Origin of the sequence: Arthrobacter sp. Ld5, from assembly GCF_051172775.1 — a bacterium.
In the GTDB taxonomy this organism is placed as follows: Bacteria; Actinomycetota; Actinomycetes; order Actinomycetales; family Micrococcaceae; genus Arthrobacter_D.
The window spans coordinates 170,597-185,558 of the sequence record NZ_JBPKBO010000003.1 but is presented as its reverse complement, the minus strand read 5'-3'; the positions used below and the strand labels follow the sequence as shown (position 1 = coordinate 185,558).

Genomic DNA, 14,962 nt, shown 5'->3' with positions numbered 1-14,962 from the left:
CGTCCCGCGGGACCGGCTACTGCATGGTGAACGCGCGGGCCACGCCGGCGTGGACCCGGCTGTTCCTGATCAGCGCCCCCAGCAGGGCGTTGCGCGGGCGCAGGACCGGGCCGGGCAGGGGACGCCCGAGAGCCATGTTGATCGAGGCCTTCCGGCGGGCCAGGGCCGCCTCGGCGCGGCGCTCCTTCCCGTACCGCGCGAGCCGGACGGCAACGTCCTGCCCGTCCCGGAGGGAGGCCGCGATGATGGGGACCAGTTCGACGGCGTCGAGCCAGCCCAGATTCATGCCCTGCCCGCCGATGGGGGACACCTCGTGCGCGGCGTCGCCCACGAGCACGATGCGCCCGGCCACCAGGCGCCGGGCGAGCCGCGACCGCACCTCGAACGCGCTCAGCATCGAGTTGGTCGCGGGGTCGACGTCGACCCCCGTCCGCTCCCTGATCAACTGCGTGAGGTCCGAGGCCGTGGGACGCTCGACCGGGCAGCCCACCCGCACCACCCAGCGTCGGATCCCCCCGGGCAGGGGGAACGATTCGACGATCCCGCCGGCCTCCAGGTACAGGACGGCGTCGTCGCCGTCGCCCGTGGCGTCGGAGAAGTCGCCCATGACGTAGCAGTCCGGGTAGCGGTGCACGGGGGCGCCGACACCGGCGTCGTCGCGGACGGAACTCCGGGCGCCGTCCGCGGCGATGACCAGCCGCGCCCGGAGGGCGGTGTCCTCGCCCTGTGCCCGGGCCACGGCCAGGACGTGGTCCCCGGCGTCGTGCGTGGCCACGACGGAGACGCCACGGCGCAGCGTCCCCGGGAAGCCGTCCTCGAGGTGGCGCTCCAGGATCTCCTCGGTGACGGCCTGTGGCACGGCGAGGACGTAGGTCTCCTTGCCCGGAAGGGCGGCGAAGGACACGGTGCCCACATGCCGGCCCGCGCTCCGGGCGATCCCGTCCCGGATGCGCACCCCCCGGGCCCGCAGGTCGTCGGCGATGCCTCCGGTGTCGAGCGCCCGCAGCGCCGGCGGGTGGATGCCGATGGCCCGCGAGTGGCTGCTGCGCTCCGTGCGGCGTTCCAGGACGACGGCGTCGACGCCCGCCCGGCGGAGCAGCAGGGCCGTGTACAGGCCCACGGGCCCGCCGCCGACCACGATCACGTCATGCATCGCGGGCTCCCGGCGCGGCGCTCCGGTCGAGGACGAGCAGGTTGATGAACGGCACGGCCGTGCGGACGGTCCACGGCGCACGGCCGTGGGTCGCTGCACGCAGCTCGTCCGGCGTCCAGCTGCGGCGGATGGAGGTCAGGCCGTCCTGCCGGATGTAGGAGCCGGGCAGCGGGAGGGTGCCCACCGAGAACAGCGCATAGCCGAGCGGGTGCCGGGCGATATCGCTGTGCACCGCGACGGTGCGGGCGAGGCGTTCGGAGTCGTCGAGCAGGCCGTCGAATGCGCCGGGATCCAGGTGGTGGAGCACGTGGTTGGAGACCACGGCGTCGAACTCCGCCCCCTCGGCCACGAGCTCCGAGCTCAACGCCCGGCGGAAGGACAGGCCGGGCAGGGCAGGGCGCGAGGTGGCGAAGGCGTGCGCCCGCTCATCGGGGTCGATCGCCGTCACCTCGAGCCGGAAGCCGTCGCGGCGCGCCCAGCGGGCGAGCGCGCGGGGGAGGTCACCGCCGCCGGCGCCGATGTCCAGCAGCGTGTTCGTGCGGTCCCGGGAGAACGCCGGGCGGAGCAGCGACGCGTACGTGCGGCGCCACCCGGACACGACGGCGTTGACCAGCCCGAACTGGGCGTAGGTGCGGTCGAGCCTGACGGGGTCGCAGTCGGGCCGGTCCATCTCCTCGACGGCGTGCGGGTCGCGCTCGGAGAGGAACCCTCCAGGCCTCATGCGCCCGCGTCGGTGAGGATGGGCGCGAGATCGGCGGGCACGGCGTCCGGGTCGCTCACCGGCGTGGCGTCCGCCGCAGCGCGTGCGGTGCCCGCGGCCGGCCCGGCGCCGATCCTCGTGAGCAGGGCCGTCTCCACCGTGAGCCCCGGGCCGAACGCCATGGAGCAGATCCGGTTGTTCCCGTCGGAGGCCGGCTGGTCGAGGATGTGCTTGAGGACGAACATCACGGTCGCGCTGCTCATGTTGCCGTAGTCGCGCAGTGTGGCGCGGGCCGGGGCGAGCTGGTCCCGGGTCAGGCCCAGCTTGGCCTCGACCTTGTCCAGGATGCTGCGTCCGCCGGGGTGGATGGCCCAGTGCTCGATCTCCGCGTAGTCGAGGCCCTGCAGCGACGCGTCGCGGGCGAGCAGGGGTTCGAGGGCCCCGACGATGTGGTCGTCGATGATGTGCGGGACGTACGTGCCGAGGACCATCTCGAACCCCTCGTCGCCGATGTTCCACGCCATGGCCTCCTCGCCGACCGGGGTCAGCACGGTCTCGAAGTGGTCGAGGGTCAGGGCGGGACCGGTCAGGGGGAGGTCGCGGGCGGAGACGATCGCCGCCGCGGCGCCGTCGGCGAACAGCGACGAACCGACGATGGTGTCGGGGTTGTTGGAGGACCGCACGTGGAGCGAGCACAGCTCCGCGGCGATCACGAGGACGACGGCGTCGGGGTCCGCGTCGCAGAAGGCCTTGGCCGCGCGCAGCGCCGGGAAGGCCGCGTAGCAGCCCATGAAGCCGAGGTGGTAGCGCTGGACGGACGGAGCGAGGTCCAGTGCGCGCACCACCATGTAGTCGGGGCCCGGGGCGAAGAACCCCGTGCACGACGCCGTGACGACGTGCGTGACGTCCCCCGCCTCGATACCGTCCGCCGCGTCCAGGGCCTTGCGGGCCGCCTCGACGAAGAGCTTGGTCCCTTCCTCGGCGTAGACCTCGTTGCGGGTCTTGGTGCTCGGCGTCAGGATCCGCAGCTCCTTCTGGTCGAAGAACACGGGGTCCTCGGACGCGCTGTCGAGCGTCAGCTCCCGCACCGCGGTGTAGCGCGTCTCGATGCCGGAGGAGTCGAAGGCCGCCCCGACCAGGCGCTGGCCGAGCCGCGTGAGGCCCGGCTGCGCGGCGAAGACGTCGCGGACCTGGGGTTGCACCATGATCGTCTCGGGTACGGCGGTTTCAAGGGACCTCAGGATCACAGTCATATGTCCATTACTAGAGGACTGACGCCACAAACACAATGCACAGTAGGCTTAGCATTCACCCTCCCGCCATCATCAGGAGCATCATGTCCAACGAACCGTCAGGCACCCTCGACCAGGACGACCCGCGCGGCCCCGCCGTCGATCCCTCGACCGAGCTGCAGGAGTATCCCGGGTTCACGGAGCGCATGGACCCCCGTCCCGACCACGGCGAGGACAGCTACACCGGGCACGGGCGCCTCAGCGGCCGGCGCGCATTCATCACCGGCGGCGACTCCGGCATCGGCCGGGCCGTGGCGCTCGCCTTCGCGCGGGAGGGGGCCGACGTCGCCATCGGGTACCTCCCGGAGGAGGAGGAGGAGGACGGCGCCAGCTGCCTCGAGCTCATCCGCGCCGAGGGCAGGACGGCCCTGGCCGTCCCGGGCGACCTCCGGGACGAGTCCTACGCCCCCTCGGCGGTGTCCCGGGTGCTGGACGGTCTCGGCGGCCTGGACATCCTGGTCAACAATGCGGGCTACCACATCGCCCAGCCGAACGGCCTGCCCGACGTCGACGCCGACCAGCTCCGGCGCACCTTCGAGACCAACGTGTACGGCACGATCTGGCTCACGCAGGCCGCCCTGCCCCACCTGACGGCCGGGGCGTCGATCATCAACACCACGTCCGTGCAGGGGTACCACCCCTCGCGGAATCTCATGGACTACGCCGCCACGAAGGCCGCCCTGAACAACCTGACGTCCAGCCTCGCCGAGCTGCTCGGGGAGCGCGGCATCCGCGTCAACGCCGTCGCCCCCGGGCCGGTCTGGACGCCCCTCCAGCCGGCGACGACCACCAGCGAGAAGCTCGAATCCTTCGGCGAGGGCACACCTCTGGGCCGGATGGGGCAGCCGGCGGAACTGGCCGGAGCCTACGTCTTCCTCGCCTCGGACGACGCGCGGTACGTCTCGGGCGAGATCCTCGGCGTCACCGGAGGAAAACCCCTCGCCTGAGGGCACGTCCCGGCGGCGTGGCGATCGCCGCGCCGCCGGACCAAGCCGGCGCGGGGTGCGGAACGAATGGAAGGCACCAGCGCCGGCTGTCCGGCGGCCGGCCGACATGGATGGGCTCACCGTGAAACTCCTGACCGCACCGCCACGCCATCGTGGTTCCGCGTTCCTCGCCGTCGTACTCGCCTCGTCCCTGGCGCTCGCCGGCTGCGGGGCCACCGAGGAGAACCCCCTCGGGGTGAACACCCCGGACGGCGGCAGCGGATCGGCCGACGGCGCGGCCGCCGGTCCCGAGGGCGGCCAGGCGGAGCCGGTGGGCAGCGACCTCGGTGACGATCCCCTGAACGTGGGCGTCGACGGCGCGGAACTGTGCGGCGTCCAGCCCCGCGACAGCCGGCTGCGCTACACCGTCATGCTGCACAACCCGACCCTCGAGACGTTCACGTTCGGTGCGACGGCGCTCGGCGACCCCGACGGGCTGGAGATCCTCTCGGCGAAGGTGCAGACGGCGAACCGCGAGGGGCACCACCACGCGGGACCCGCGACGGGCGCGCACGAGGAGCACGCGGCCACGCCCGCACCGAGCCGGGAGCCCGAACCGATCGGCCCGCCCGTGCCCGCCGAGGGCTACCAGTTCCAGCCCGACGCGCACATCAACATCATCGTCACCGTGGAACTCGCCGACGGCGTCACGCACGGCAGTGCCGACAACATCCTGGTCGCGTACTCGTCCGCCGACCGCGACTACTCCGTGGCCCACGACCTGAAGATCGACGTCGACGCCACGTCCTGCAGCTGAAGCCCGGCAGGACCGACGCAACGAAGCCCCCGTCACGATGACGGGGGCTTCGTTGTGTCGTGCAGCGATCTCTCGTGCAGGGCGGGCGTCAGACGCTGCCGGGCCCGCGGTGCTCCTGGACTAGGCCGGGAGCTGCAGGACGTGACCGGTGAAGATCAGGTCCGCGTGGATGACGGTGTCGGTGTTCGCGGCGAACAGTGCCTGCCAGCCGCCCTCGACGCCGAGCTTCGCGGCGATGGAGCTGAGGGTGTCACCGGACTGGATGGTGTAGGTCTGGCCGCTCAGCGCCACGGGGGCGGCGACGGGAGCCTGGGCAACGGGAGCCTCGACGACGGGTGCGGCGGGCGCCTGGACGACCGGAGCCTGGACGACGGGAGCCGGGGCGGCGGGCGCCTGGACGACCGGAGCCTGGACCTGGACGGGGGCCGGAGCCTGGACAGGAGCGGGAGCGGGAGCCTGCTGGAACTGGACCGGGCCGCCCACAGATGCGGCGCTGTTCAGGCCGAGCTTGGCGGAGCAGGCGGGCCAAGCGCCCCAGCCCTGGCCGGCGAGAACCTTCTCGGCGACGGCGATCTGCTGCTCACGCGAGGCGTCCTGGGGGAGTCCCTGTCCGCCGAAGCCGGCCCAGGTCTGCGGGGTGAACTGCAGGCCACCGGAGAAGCCGTTGCCGGTGTTGATGCCCCAGTTGCCGCCGCTCTCGCACTGCGCGAGACGGTCCCAGTCGCTGGCGGGAGCGGCGTTGGCCGCACCGGCCGCCGCGCCGAGGCCGAGGCCGGTGAGTGCTACTGCTGCAAGTCCGCGACGGGCGGTGGTGCTGAATTTGGTAGTGTTCATGGCGTTACGATGCTCCGAAAGGCCACCCGCACTAGGTCCGTCCCCGGACTTCTTCGCGCCGCTGCTCACCTTGACGGTTTTGAGGTCATGGTTCGGCGGCCGCCTGTTGAGCAACGAGCGGTGGAGGGCGGCGCCGGGCATTCATCGCTGCTCGCCGTGCGGCAGCGTTTTCGCTTTCCCCTGACGGGGAACTTCCCCTACCGTAGAGTAGTTTTCTTTCGTTGCCAAATCGGTATCGAGCCGTGCTTGACTTTCCGCACATATCGGAGTTTTCGCTGGACTGATCAGCACTTGTCTGTCACACTCACCCGTTTCGGGCGATGCGGGCCGTTCTGCACAGCGTCGGGCGGGCACGAAGAAGGGGCCCGGACCGCGGTCCGAGCCCCTTCCGGTTCCGCTCAGGCGGACGACGCCCCGGTCAGGCGGCGACCATCCCGTGCGGGTCGAGCACGTACTTCGTCGCGGCCCCGGCGTCGAATTCCTCGTAGCCGCGGGGTGCGTCCTCGAGGCTGATCGGCTTCGCGTTGACGGCCTTGGCGATCTGCACGCGGTCGTGCAGGATCGCCATCATCAGGCCGCGGTGGTACTTCATCACCGGGCATTGACCGGTGGTGAAGGACAGCGACTTCGCCCAGCCTGTACCGAGGCTGATCGACAGCGATCCGACCTTCGCGGCCTCGTCGATGCCTCCCGGGTCTCCCGTGACGTACAGGCCCGGGATGCCCAGGGCGCCGCCGGCCGTCGTGACCTGCATCAGCGAGTTCAGCACCGTCGCCGGCGCCTCCGTCGCCGCACCGCTTCCGTGGCCGCGGGCCTCGAAGCCGACGGCGTCCACACCGCAGTCGACCTCCGGCACACCGAGCAGCTGCTCGATCTGATCCCGGGGGTCACCCTTGGAGACGTCGACCGTCTCGCAGCCGAAGCTCCGCGCCTGGGCGAGCCGGTCCTCGTTGAGGTCGCCCACGATGACGACGGCGGCACCCAGCAGCTGCGCCGAGGCTGCGGCGGCGAGGCCCACGGGGCCGGCGCCGGCGATGTAGACCGTCGATCCCACACCCACGCCCGCCGAGACGGCGCCGTGGTAGCCGGTGGGGAAGATGTCCGACAGCATCGTCAGGTCGAGGATCTTCTCCATGGCCTGATCGCGGTCCGGGAACTTCAGGAGGTTCCAGTCCGCATAGGGGACCAGGACGTACTCGGCCTGGCCGCCCACCCAGCCGCCCATGTCCACGTAGCCGTAGGCGGCTCCGGGGCGGGCGGGATTGACGTTCAGGCAGATGCCGGTCTTGCGTTCCTTGCAGTTCCTGCATCGCCCGCACGCGATGTTGAAGGGGACGGAGCAGATGTCCCCCTTCTTGATGAATTCGACGTCGCGCCCCACCTCGACGACCTCACCGGTGATCTCGTGCCCCAGCACGAGGTCCGCCGGTGCCGTCGTGCGCCCGCGGACCATGTGCTGGTCCGAGCCGCAGATGTTGGTGGTGACGGTCTTGAGGATCACGCCGTGGTGGAGGGCCCGGCCCACGTTGGCCGGGTTCACCCCCGGCCCGTCCTTCAGCTCGAATGTGGGGTAGTCGGTGTCGATGACCTCGACCTTCCCCGGTCCCTTGTACGCAACAGCCCTGTTACCGCTCATGGAACTTTCCTCTCATGACACATCGGTCGCACCGGTTGGAATCGGCGCGTGATTCGACGGACAGAACGCGCACGCAGGCGTCGCTCGACCGCCGGTAGCGCCGAACGTACACCGCGAAGGGTCGCATGGACGTTGCATGCCCGACAGCGGGTGCGCCGGCCTTGCTTGTGCCGCCGGGCGCCGTGGGGGAGTGTGGGGCGATGACTGACACCGTCCTGATCACCGGCGCCACTTCGGGGATCGGCGCCGAGTTCGCACGCCAGTTCGCCGCACGAGGATGCGACCTGGTGCTGGTCGCCCGGTCCGAGGTCCGCCTCGAGGAGGCGGCCGCCGCGTATCGTGCGCAGGGCGTCGGGGTCGAGCTGATCGTCGCGGACCTGCTCGACGACGACGGGCTCGCCCGCGTGCTGGACCGCCTGCATGCTGCGGGGGCCGGCCGCGGTGCCGTGACGGTGCTCGTCAACAATGCCGGATACGGTCTGGTGAAGCCGTTCGCGGACAACACGCTCGACGACGAGATCCGTCACCTGAGGATCCACGTCGAGGTGCCCCTGGCGCTCGCCCACGCGGCCCTCCGGTCGATGCGGTCCCGAGGGGCCGGCACGATCATCACCGTGGCGAGCGTCGCCGGATTCGTACCGCGGGGTACCTACGGCGCCGCGAAGGCCGCCATGATCAGCTTCAGCCGCTGGGCGAATCTCACCTACGGGGGCGAGGGGATCAGGGTCACCGCTGTCTGTCCCGGTTTCGTGCGGACCGAGTTCCACCAGCGGATGGGGGTGGAGACATCGTCCGTCCCCGCGGGCCTGTGGCTCGATGCGGGGCCCGTGGTGCGGGACGCCCTGCGAGACACGGCGGCCGGCAGGGCCGTCTCCATCCCCAGTGTCCGCTACAAGGTCCTCGTGGGGCTGGCGTGGCTCGCGCCGCCGTCCCTCGTGGCCCGACTCGCGGCGCGGGGCCGCTGAGCGGGGTCCCTAGGCGGGGTCAGCGACCCGCGGCTCCGCCGTCCCAGGTGTCGTGCTCGAACACGGCGTCCTCGGGGTGGCGGGTGCGGTCGGCGCCGTCCGGCCCGTCCGCACCGTCGTCCCCGTCGAACGCCGCGGGCACGGCGCCGGCCTCATGGGTCCCCTGCTCGTCCCGGATGCTCGCGGCGTGGTGGCCCGCTGCTCCGGGGGACGGTTCGAGGACCTCCTCGCGCCGGTCGGGGGCGGGGCGGCCGTCGGGGGTTCCTGCACTGCTCGACTCGGTCATGATGCTCCTTCTACCTGCGCGTCCTGCGCGGGCGTCGGTCGTGGGGCCGCCGGATCCCCGGTCACGAGCACCCGGCAGCCCCGTGTCAGAGGCGGTAAGTATGCTTATGATAGGGGATCACAGGTTGCTGGAGTTGCCCCTTACAAGGAGGTAAGACGATGGCTGGATACTTCAAACTGGTGGACGCGCACGACGACGGATTCCGGGTGAAACTGACTGCTCCGGATGGAACGCTCGTCGCGGTGTCGGCCTACTACGCCACCAAGGAGGAAGCGGTCGCGGGGATCGAACTGATCCGCGAGATCGCCGGTACCGGGCCGGTGGTGGACCACAGTCGCGTGGAGTCCTCGGAGGAGGCGGCGTTCCTGTTCGGTCTGCGGACCGGGCAGGAGGGCGAGGGCACCCTCCGTTCCAGGCACTGAGTCCTGTACCCGGGGATCGGAGAGCGGCCGGGGACACGGTGTACGACTGTATACAGTGTCCCCGTTCGTGGAATAGGATGGGACTATTCCACAACCTCTCTGAAGGGAGCCGACGTCATGACGACTGCGGACTCATTCGGCGCGAAGGGCGTTCTCGACGTCGCAGGCGCCAACTACGAAATTTTCCGGCTCAGCGCGGTCGACGGCGCCGAGAACCTTCCGTTCAGCCTCAAGGTCCTGCTGGAGAACCTGCTCCGCACCGAGGACGGTGCGAACATCACCGCAGACCACGTCCGCGCCCTCGCGCAGTGGGATGCGGCGGCGGAGCCGAGCACCGAGATCCAGTTCACCCCGGCGCGCGTGATCATGCAGGACTTCACCGGCGTGCCCTGCGTCGTCGACCTCGCAACGATGCGTGAGGCCGTCGCGGACCTCGGCGGGGATCCCAAGCGCGTCAACCCGCTCGCACCCGCCGAGATGGTCATCGACCACTCCGTCCAGATCGACGTGTTCGGCAACGCCGGCGCCCTCGAGCGCAACATGGAGATCGAGTACCAGCGCAACGGTGAGCGCTACCAGTTCCTCCGCTGGGGCCAGACCGCGTTCGACGACTTCAAGGTCGTCCCGCCGGGCATGGGCATCGTGCACCAGGTCAACCTGGAGTACCTCGCCCGCACCGTCATGACCCGCGAGGTCGACGGCGTGCTCCGCGCGTACCCCGACACGTGCGTCGGCACCGACTCGCACACCACCATGGTCAACGGCCTCGGCGTGCTCGGCTGGGGCGTCGGCGGCATCGAGGCGGAGGCGGCCATGCTCGGCCAGCCCGTCTCCATGCTCATCCCGCGCGTCGTCGGCTTCAAGCTCACCGGTGAGATCCCCGCCGGCGCGACCGCCACCGACGTCGTCCTCACCATCACGCAGATGCTGCGCAAGCACGGCGTGGTCGGCAAGTTCGTCGAGTTCTACGGGGAGGGCGTCGCCTCGGTGCCGCTCGCCAACCGCGCGACCATCGGCAACATGAGCCCCGAATTCGGGTCCACCGCCGCGATGTTCCCGATCGACGACGTCACGCTCGACTACCTGCGCCTGACCGGCCGGCCGGCCGAGAACGTGGCACTCGTCGAGGCCTACGCCAAGGAACAGGGTCTCTGGCACGACCCCTCCCGCGAGATCCGCTTCTCCGAATACCTGGAGCTGGACCTGTCCACGGTCGTCCCGTCGATCGCCGGGCCCAAGCGCCCGCAGGACCGCGTGGAGCTCAGCAGGTCCAAGGCCCAGTTCCGCGAGGACCTGCGCAACTACTCGAACGACCCGGAGCTGACCTTCGCCCCCGGCGGCACCGTGGACGAGTCCTCGCAGGAGAGCTTCCCCGCCTCCGACGCGCCGAGCTTCAGCCCCGGCGCGACGTCGACGGTCACGGACGAGAACGCGGAACCCCGCGAGACGGTCGGCGCCGAGGCGAACGGCTCCACCCGTCCGTCGAAGAAGGTCGCCGTGACCATGAAGGACGGCCGCGAGTTCGAGCTGGACCACGGCGCCGTCAGCATCGCGTCGATCACCTCCTGCACCAACACGTCCAACCCGTCGGTCATGCTCGCCGCAGCGGTCCTGGCGCGCAACGCCGTCGAGAAGGGCCTCGTGTCCAAGCCGTGGGTCAAGACCTCCGTGGCCCCGGGCTCCAAGGTCGTCACCGACTACTACGAGAAGTCGGGCCTCATCCCGTACCTGGAGAAGCTCGGCTTCTTCACGGTCGGCTACGGCTGCGCCACCTGCATCGGCAACTCCGGGCCGCTGGAGGAGGAGATCTCCCAGGCCATCCAGGACAACGACCTCGCCGTCACCGCCGTCCTGTCCGGCAACCGCAACTTCGAGGGCCGCATCAACCCGGACGTGAAGATGAACTACCTGGCGTCCCCGCCCCTGGTGGTCGCCTACGCCCTGGCCGGCACCATGGACTTCGACTTCGACAACGAGCCGCTGGGCCAGGACGAGGCCGGCAACGACGTCTTCCTGAAGGACATCTGGCCGAACCCGGTCGAGGTCCAGGAGGTCATCGACTCCTCGATCGACGAGGAGATGTTCGCCTCGAGCTACAGGACGATCTTCGAGGGCGACGAGCGCTGGAAGTCCCTGCCGACGCCCGACGGCGACACCTTCGCCTGGGATCCGGAGTCCACCTACGTGCGGAAGCCGCCATACTTCGAGGGCATGCAGCGCGAGACGAGCCCGGTCGAGGACATCGCCGGCGCCCGCGTGCTGCTGAAGCTCGGCGACTCGGTCACCACCGACCACATCTCGCCCGCAGGCTCCTTCAAGTCGGACACCCCGGCCGGCCGGTACCTCACCGAGAAGGGCGTGGAGCGCAAGGACTTCAACTCCTATGGCTCGCGTCGAGGCAACCACGAGGTCATGATCCGCGGCACCTTCGCGAACATCCGCATCAAGAACCAGCTGCTCGACGGCGTCGAGGGCGGGTTCACGAAGGACTTCTCGCAGCCGGACGCGCCGCAGGCCGCCGTCTACGACGCTGCCGAGAACTACCGCGCGGCGGGCACGCCGCTCGTGGTCCTCGCCGGCAAGGAGTACGGTTCCGGGTCCTCGCGTGACTGGGCCGCCAAGGGCACCGCGCTGCTGGGTGTGAAGGCCGTCGTCGCCGAGAGCTACGAGCGCATCCACCGCTCGAACCTCATCGGGATGGGCGTCCTTCCCCTGCAGTACCCCGAGGGCCAGAACGCGGAGAGCCTGGGCCTGACCGGCACGGAGACCTTCGCGGTCAGCGGCGTCACCGAGCTCAACGAGGGCCGCACCCCCCGGACGGTGAAGGTCAGCGCCACCCCGGCCGACGGCGGAGCGCCGATCGAGTTCGATGCCGTCCTGCGCATCGACACTCCCGGTGAAGCGGACTACTACCGCAACGGCGGCATCCTGCAGTACGTGCTGCGCCAGCTCGCGGGCTGACGCCGGCAGGTCCGGGCCGGGAGCTTCCTCCCGGCCCGGACCGTCCCCGGGGCGGCCGCCCCGACCATCCGAACCACGAGACCTCCGAGGAGGGCGCCATGGCCGAGTCCGCGGAACTGTCGGCGCGCGTGGACGGGGACGCGATCTTCCGTGTCCTTCGCAGCGAGATCCTCGCCGGGGTGCACCCGCCCGGCACGGCGCTGCGGGAAGTGGTCATCTCCGAGCGGTTCGGGGTGTCGCGGACCCCCGTGCGCGAGGCGCTCAGCCGGCTGCAGCACGAGCGGCTGCTCGAGCGTGCCGCCCGCGGCCTGCAGGTCCCGCAGATCGACCCGCAGGAGGTCATCCAGATCTACGACCTCCGGGTGATGCTCGAGGAGGAGGCCGCCGGGCAGGCCGCCCTCAACCGCGGGACAGCGGACATCATGCGCCTCGAGGCGCTGCTGGAACGCGACCGCGCCGTCGTCGACCCCGACGACACCACCAAGGTCACGCACAACCTCGAGTTCCACACCTCGCTGTGGGCTGCCGCGCGCAATCCCATCCTCATGGACCTGCTGCAGCGGCTCTCGACGCACCTCATCCACACCCCGCGCTCCACGCTGTCGGTGGGGAACCGCTGGCAGGAGGTGCTCCTCGAGCACGAGGCGCTGATCAGCGCCATCACCGAGCGGCGCAGCGACGACGCCCGGGCGATCGCCCGCCGCCACATGGAGACGGCCCGCACCATCCGCCTGCAGCTGCTGCGCACCACGGCCGCGGACTGACGGTGGCCTCCGAGAGCGGTCAGCACCGCCTCCTGCTCGACGCCGACACGGGCATCGACGACGCCGTCGCGCTCCTCTACCTCCTGGGGACGCCGGGCGTGACGCTGGAAGCCGTCACCTGCACCGCGGGCAACGTCGGCGCCCGCCAGGTCGCGGCGAACAACCTCGCCCTGCTCGAGCTCTGCGGCCGGACCGGCGTGGAGGTCGCCATCGGCAGCGAGGTGCCGCTGGAGATCCCCCTGGTCACCACCGAGGAGACGCACGGCGACCAGGGCATCGGCTACGCCGTCCTGCCGCCACCGCGCGGAAACGTGTCGGAACGCCACGCCGTCGACGTCTGGGTCGAGGCCGTCCGGAACCATCCAGGGCAGGTCACCGGACTCGTCACGGGTCCGCTCACCAACCTGGCGCTCGCGATCCGCGCCGAGCCGCGGCTGCCGATGCTCCTGAAGGGCCTCGTCATCATGGGCGGGGCGTTCAACTATCCGGGGAACACGACGCCGGTCGCCGAATGGAACACGCACGTGGACCCGCACGCGGCGAAGGAGGTCTACGCGGCCTACGAGGGCCTGCCGTTCGAGAAGCTGCCCATCGTGTGCGCACTGGAGACGACGGAGCGGATCGAGTGCACGCCGGCGCACGTCGACGCGGTGTCCCGGGCGGCCGGAGCCGGGCCGGAGGTGCTCGATCCGGGCGAGGACGAGGGGACGCGCAGCCGCAGCGGCAACGCCGTCGTCGCCTGTGTGTCCGACGCCCTCCGGTTCTACATGGAGTTCCACCGCCTCTACGACCAGGGGTACGTGGCACACCTCCACGACCTGTTCGCGGCGATGGTCGCCACGGGGGAGGCCGGTTTCGAGGAACGCCCGGCGACGGTGGACGTCGAGACCGGGTCCCCGCTGACCTTCGGGCAGACGGTCGCCGACGTCGCCGGGATGTGGAGGCGTGCGCCGAACGCCCGGATCGTCACGGGCAACGACCCCGCGGCGGTGTTCGGACTGATGGTGCGCAGGCTGTCCGACGTCGCACGCCGGCACGGCTGAGGCGGCCCTGCCCCGAAGCGGACCGCCGTCGTCGCCCCACCGACTCGGCCGACCGCCACCGTCCCGACAGCCGGGCGGACCGCCGCGGCGGCGGTGCAGACCCGTGGGGGCGTTCCCCCGGGTTTGGCCGCCCGCCGCGGCGGTGCAGCCCCCCGGTACACTGGGTGCTGCCACGCACTGCTGCGCGGCCGGCGCCGAGGTGACATGAGGTGCGTCCTCATCCCTTCATCGCGCCCAAGGAATATCGTGAGTTCATCCCTGACCCTGGCCTCCGGCCCCGCCGCCGAACGGCCGCGACGCCTTCTCATCGTCCTGGGGGCTGCGCTCATCGCCGCCACGTACTTGTTCCTCGTCGTGGTCCAGCCGGCCGAGATCGCCGGCGGCATGGGCAGCACGGCCTCGCTCGTCTCGCTGTTCGGCTTCCTCGGGGGTGGAGCACTCCTGGTCGGCGGGATCCTGCCGATGCTCAGCACGAGTTCGCTGGTGATCATGCCGCTGGGCATCGCCCTGAACATCGCGGTCGGCCAGATCGCCGGGTCCCTGGGCCTGCAGATCTACCTCGACGCCATCGGCACCGTCCTCGTCGCCGTCCTGGCCGGCCCCGCCGCCGGTGCCGCGACGGGTGCGATCAGCAATGCCATCTGGGGTCTCTTCAACCCGTTCGCACTGCCCTTCGCGGCGGGTGCCGCCCTCATCGGGCTGCTCGCGGGCCTGGCCGCGCGCTACGGCGCCTTCCGCCGCGTGTACCTCGTGCCTGTGGCCGGGCTCGTCGTCGGTGCGGTCGGAGGGCTCGTCGCGGCGCCGGTGGCGGTCTTCATGTTCGGTGCCGCGGGGACGTTCGGGACCAACGCGATCATCGCCGTGTTCCGCTCCATGGGGGACAAGCTGCTGGTCGCGGCGACCAAGCAGGGCCTGCTGTCCGATTCCCTCGACAAGATCGTGGTGTTCGTCGTCGTGGCCCTGATCGTCTACGCGCTGCCGCAACGCGCCGTCCGCCAGTTCCCGTTCGCCCGCACGTACCGGGTCCTCGGTGACCGGGCGGGCAACGTCGGCGCCCGGACCGACGCCGTCACGGACGGCGACGCCGGCACCGGTACCACCGGCAGCGCCGCCGGAGCAGCGCCCGCGCCCGCCCGCGGGAACGACGACGGCGTCGTCTGAGC

At 70.9% G+C, this 14,962-nt stretch carries 14 protein-coding genes; 8 read left to right on the top strand and 6 right to left on the bottom strand.

The genetic code is table 11. The features are described 5' to 3' along the window. Positions 1-16: 16 nt before the first annotated feature. From ACSGDB_RS02150 to ACSGDB_RS02140, 3 genes are read right to left on the bottom strand one after another with little or no spacing between them, the layout of a single operon-like run. The gene (locus ACSGDB_RS02150; RefSeq protein WP_434992483.1) at positions 17-1,153 is read right to left on the bottom strand and encodes an FAD-dependent oxidoreductase; all 1,137 of its coding nucleotides are present in this window, start codon (positions 1,151-1,153) and stop codon (positions 17-19) included. Continuing rightward, the gene (locus ACSGDB_RS02145; RefSeq protein WP_434992481.1) at positions 1,146-1,874 is read right to left on the bottom strand and encodes a class I SAM-dependent methyltransferase; all 729 of its coding nucleotides are present in this window, start codon (positions 1,872-1,874) and stop codon (positions 1,146-1,148) included. The genes ACSGDB_RS02150 and ACSGDB_RS02145 overlap by 8 nt, the downstream gene beginning before the upstream one ends. Next, positions 1,871-3,136, bottom strand: a complete 1,266-nt coding sequence (locus ACSGDB_RS02140) for a type III polyketide synthase (RefSeq protein ID WP_434992480.1) — start codon at positions 3,134-3,136, stop codon at positions 1,871-1,873. Before ACSGDB_RS02140 ends, ACSGDB_RS02145 begins: the two co-directional genes overlap by 4 nt. Before the next feature lie 53 nt (positions 3,137-3,189). Here ACSGDB_RS02140 and ACSGDB_RS02135 point away from each other — a divergent pair, with 53 nt between their 5' ends. Both ACSGDB_RS02135 and ACSGDB_RS02130 read left to right on the top strand, forming a co-directional pair. Then, positions 3,190-4,092, top strand: a complete 903-nt coding sequence (locus tag ACSGDB_RS02135; protein WP_434992478.1) for an SDR family oxidoreductase — start codon at positions 3,190-3,192, stop codon at positions 4,090-4,092. 121 nt (positions 4,093-4,213) lie between these two features. After that, positions 4,214-4,888, top strand: coding sequence for a hypothetical protein (locus ACSGDB_RS02130; RefSeq protein ID WP_434992477.1), 675 nt, complete (start codon positions 4,214-4,216; stop codon positions 4,886-4,888). A gap of 120 nt (positions 4,889-5,008) precedes the next feature. Here ACSGDB_RS02130 and ACSGDB_RS02125 read toward each other — a convergent pair whose 3' ends face one another. Beyond that, positions 5,009-5,722, bottom strand: a complete 714-nt coding sequence (locus tag ACSGDB_RS02125; RefSeq protein ID WP_434992476.1) for a transglycosylase family protein — start codon at positions 5,720-5,722, stop codon at positions 5,009-5,011. Between the two features lie 418 nt (positions 5,723-6,140). Beyond that, positions 6,141-7,358, bottom strand: a complete 1,218-nt coding sequence (gene fdhA / locus ACSGDB_RS02120; protein WP_434992474.1) for a formaldehyde dehydrogenase, glutathione-independent — start codon at positions 7,356-7,358, stop codon at positions 6,141-6,143. 200 nt (positions 7,359-7,558) lie between these two features. On the opposite strand from fdhA, the gene ACSGDB_RS02115 reads away from it, so the two are divergent. Beyond that, positions 7,559-8,323: an SDR family NAD(P)-dependent oxidoreductase gene (locus ACSGDB_RS02115; RefSeq protein ID WP_434992472.1), complete on the top strand. Its 765-nt coding sequence runs from the start codon at positions 7,559-7,561 to the stop codon at positions 8,321-8,323. A 19-nt stretch (positions 8,324-8,342) separates the two neighbouring features. Here the strand turns inward: ACSGDB_RS02115 and ACSGDB_RS02110 are convergent, their stop codons facing one another. Then, positions 8,343-8,609 carry a hypothetical protein gene (locus tag ACSGDB_RS02110; protein ID WP_434992471.1) on the bottom strand — a complete coding sequence of 89 codons (267 nt, stop codon included), beginning with the start codon at positions 8,607-8,609 and terminating at the stop codon, positions 8,343-8,345. A 158-nt stretch (positions 8,610-8,767) separates the two neighbouring features. On the opposite strand from ACSGDB_RS02110, the gene ACSGDB_RS02105 reads away from it, so the two are divergent. The 5 genes from ACSGDB_RS02105 (at position 8,768) to ACSGDB_RS02085 (ending at position 14,960) form a co-directional block, all read left to right on the top strand. Continuing rightward, positions 8,768-9,031 (top strand): YegP family protein, encoded by a 264-nt coding sequence (locus tag ACSGDB_RS02105; protein WP_434992469.1) that lies wholly within the window; start codon positions 8,768-8,770, stop codon positions 9,029-9,031. Between the two features lie 117 nt (positions 9,032-9,148). Further along, positions 9,149-11,992 (top strand): aconitate hydratase, encoded by a 2,844-nt coding sequence (locus ACSGDB_RS02100; RefSeq protein WP_434992468.1) that lies wholly within the window; start codon positions 9,149-9,151, stop codon positions 11,990-11,992. 98 nt (positions 11,993-12,090) lie between these two features. Further along, complete coding sequence (locus ACSGDB_RS02095; RefSeq protein ID WP_434992467.1) at positions 12,091-12,756, top strand: GntR family transcriptional regulator; 666 nt, start codon at positions 12,091-12,093, stop codon at positions 12,754-12,756. Positions 12,757-12,758: 2 nt separating this feature from the next. Next, positions 12,759-13,799: a nucleoside hydrolase gene (locus tag ACSGDB_RS02090; protein WP_434992466.1), complete on the top strand. Its 1,041-nt coding sequence runs from the start codon at positions 12,759-12,761 to the stop codon at positions 13,797-13,799. Positions 13,800-14,045: 246 nt separating this feature from the next. After that, entirely contained in the window at positions 14,046-14,960 is a 915-nt protein-coding gene (locus ACSGDB_RS02085; protein ID WP_434992463.1) for an ECF transporter S component, read from the top strand. Positions 14,961-14,962 lie beyond the last annotated feature (2 nt).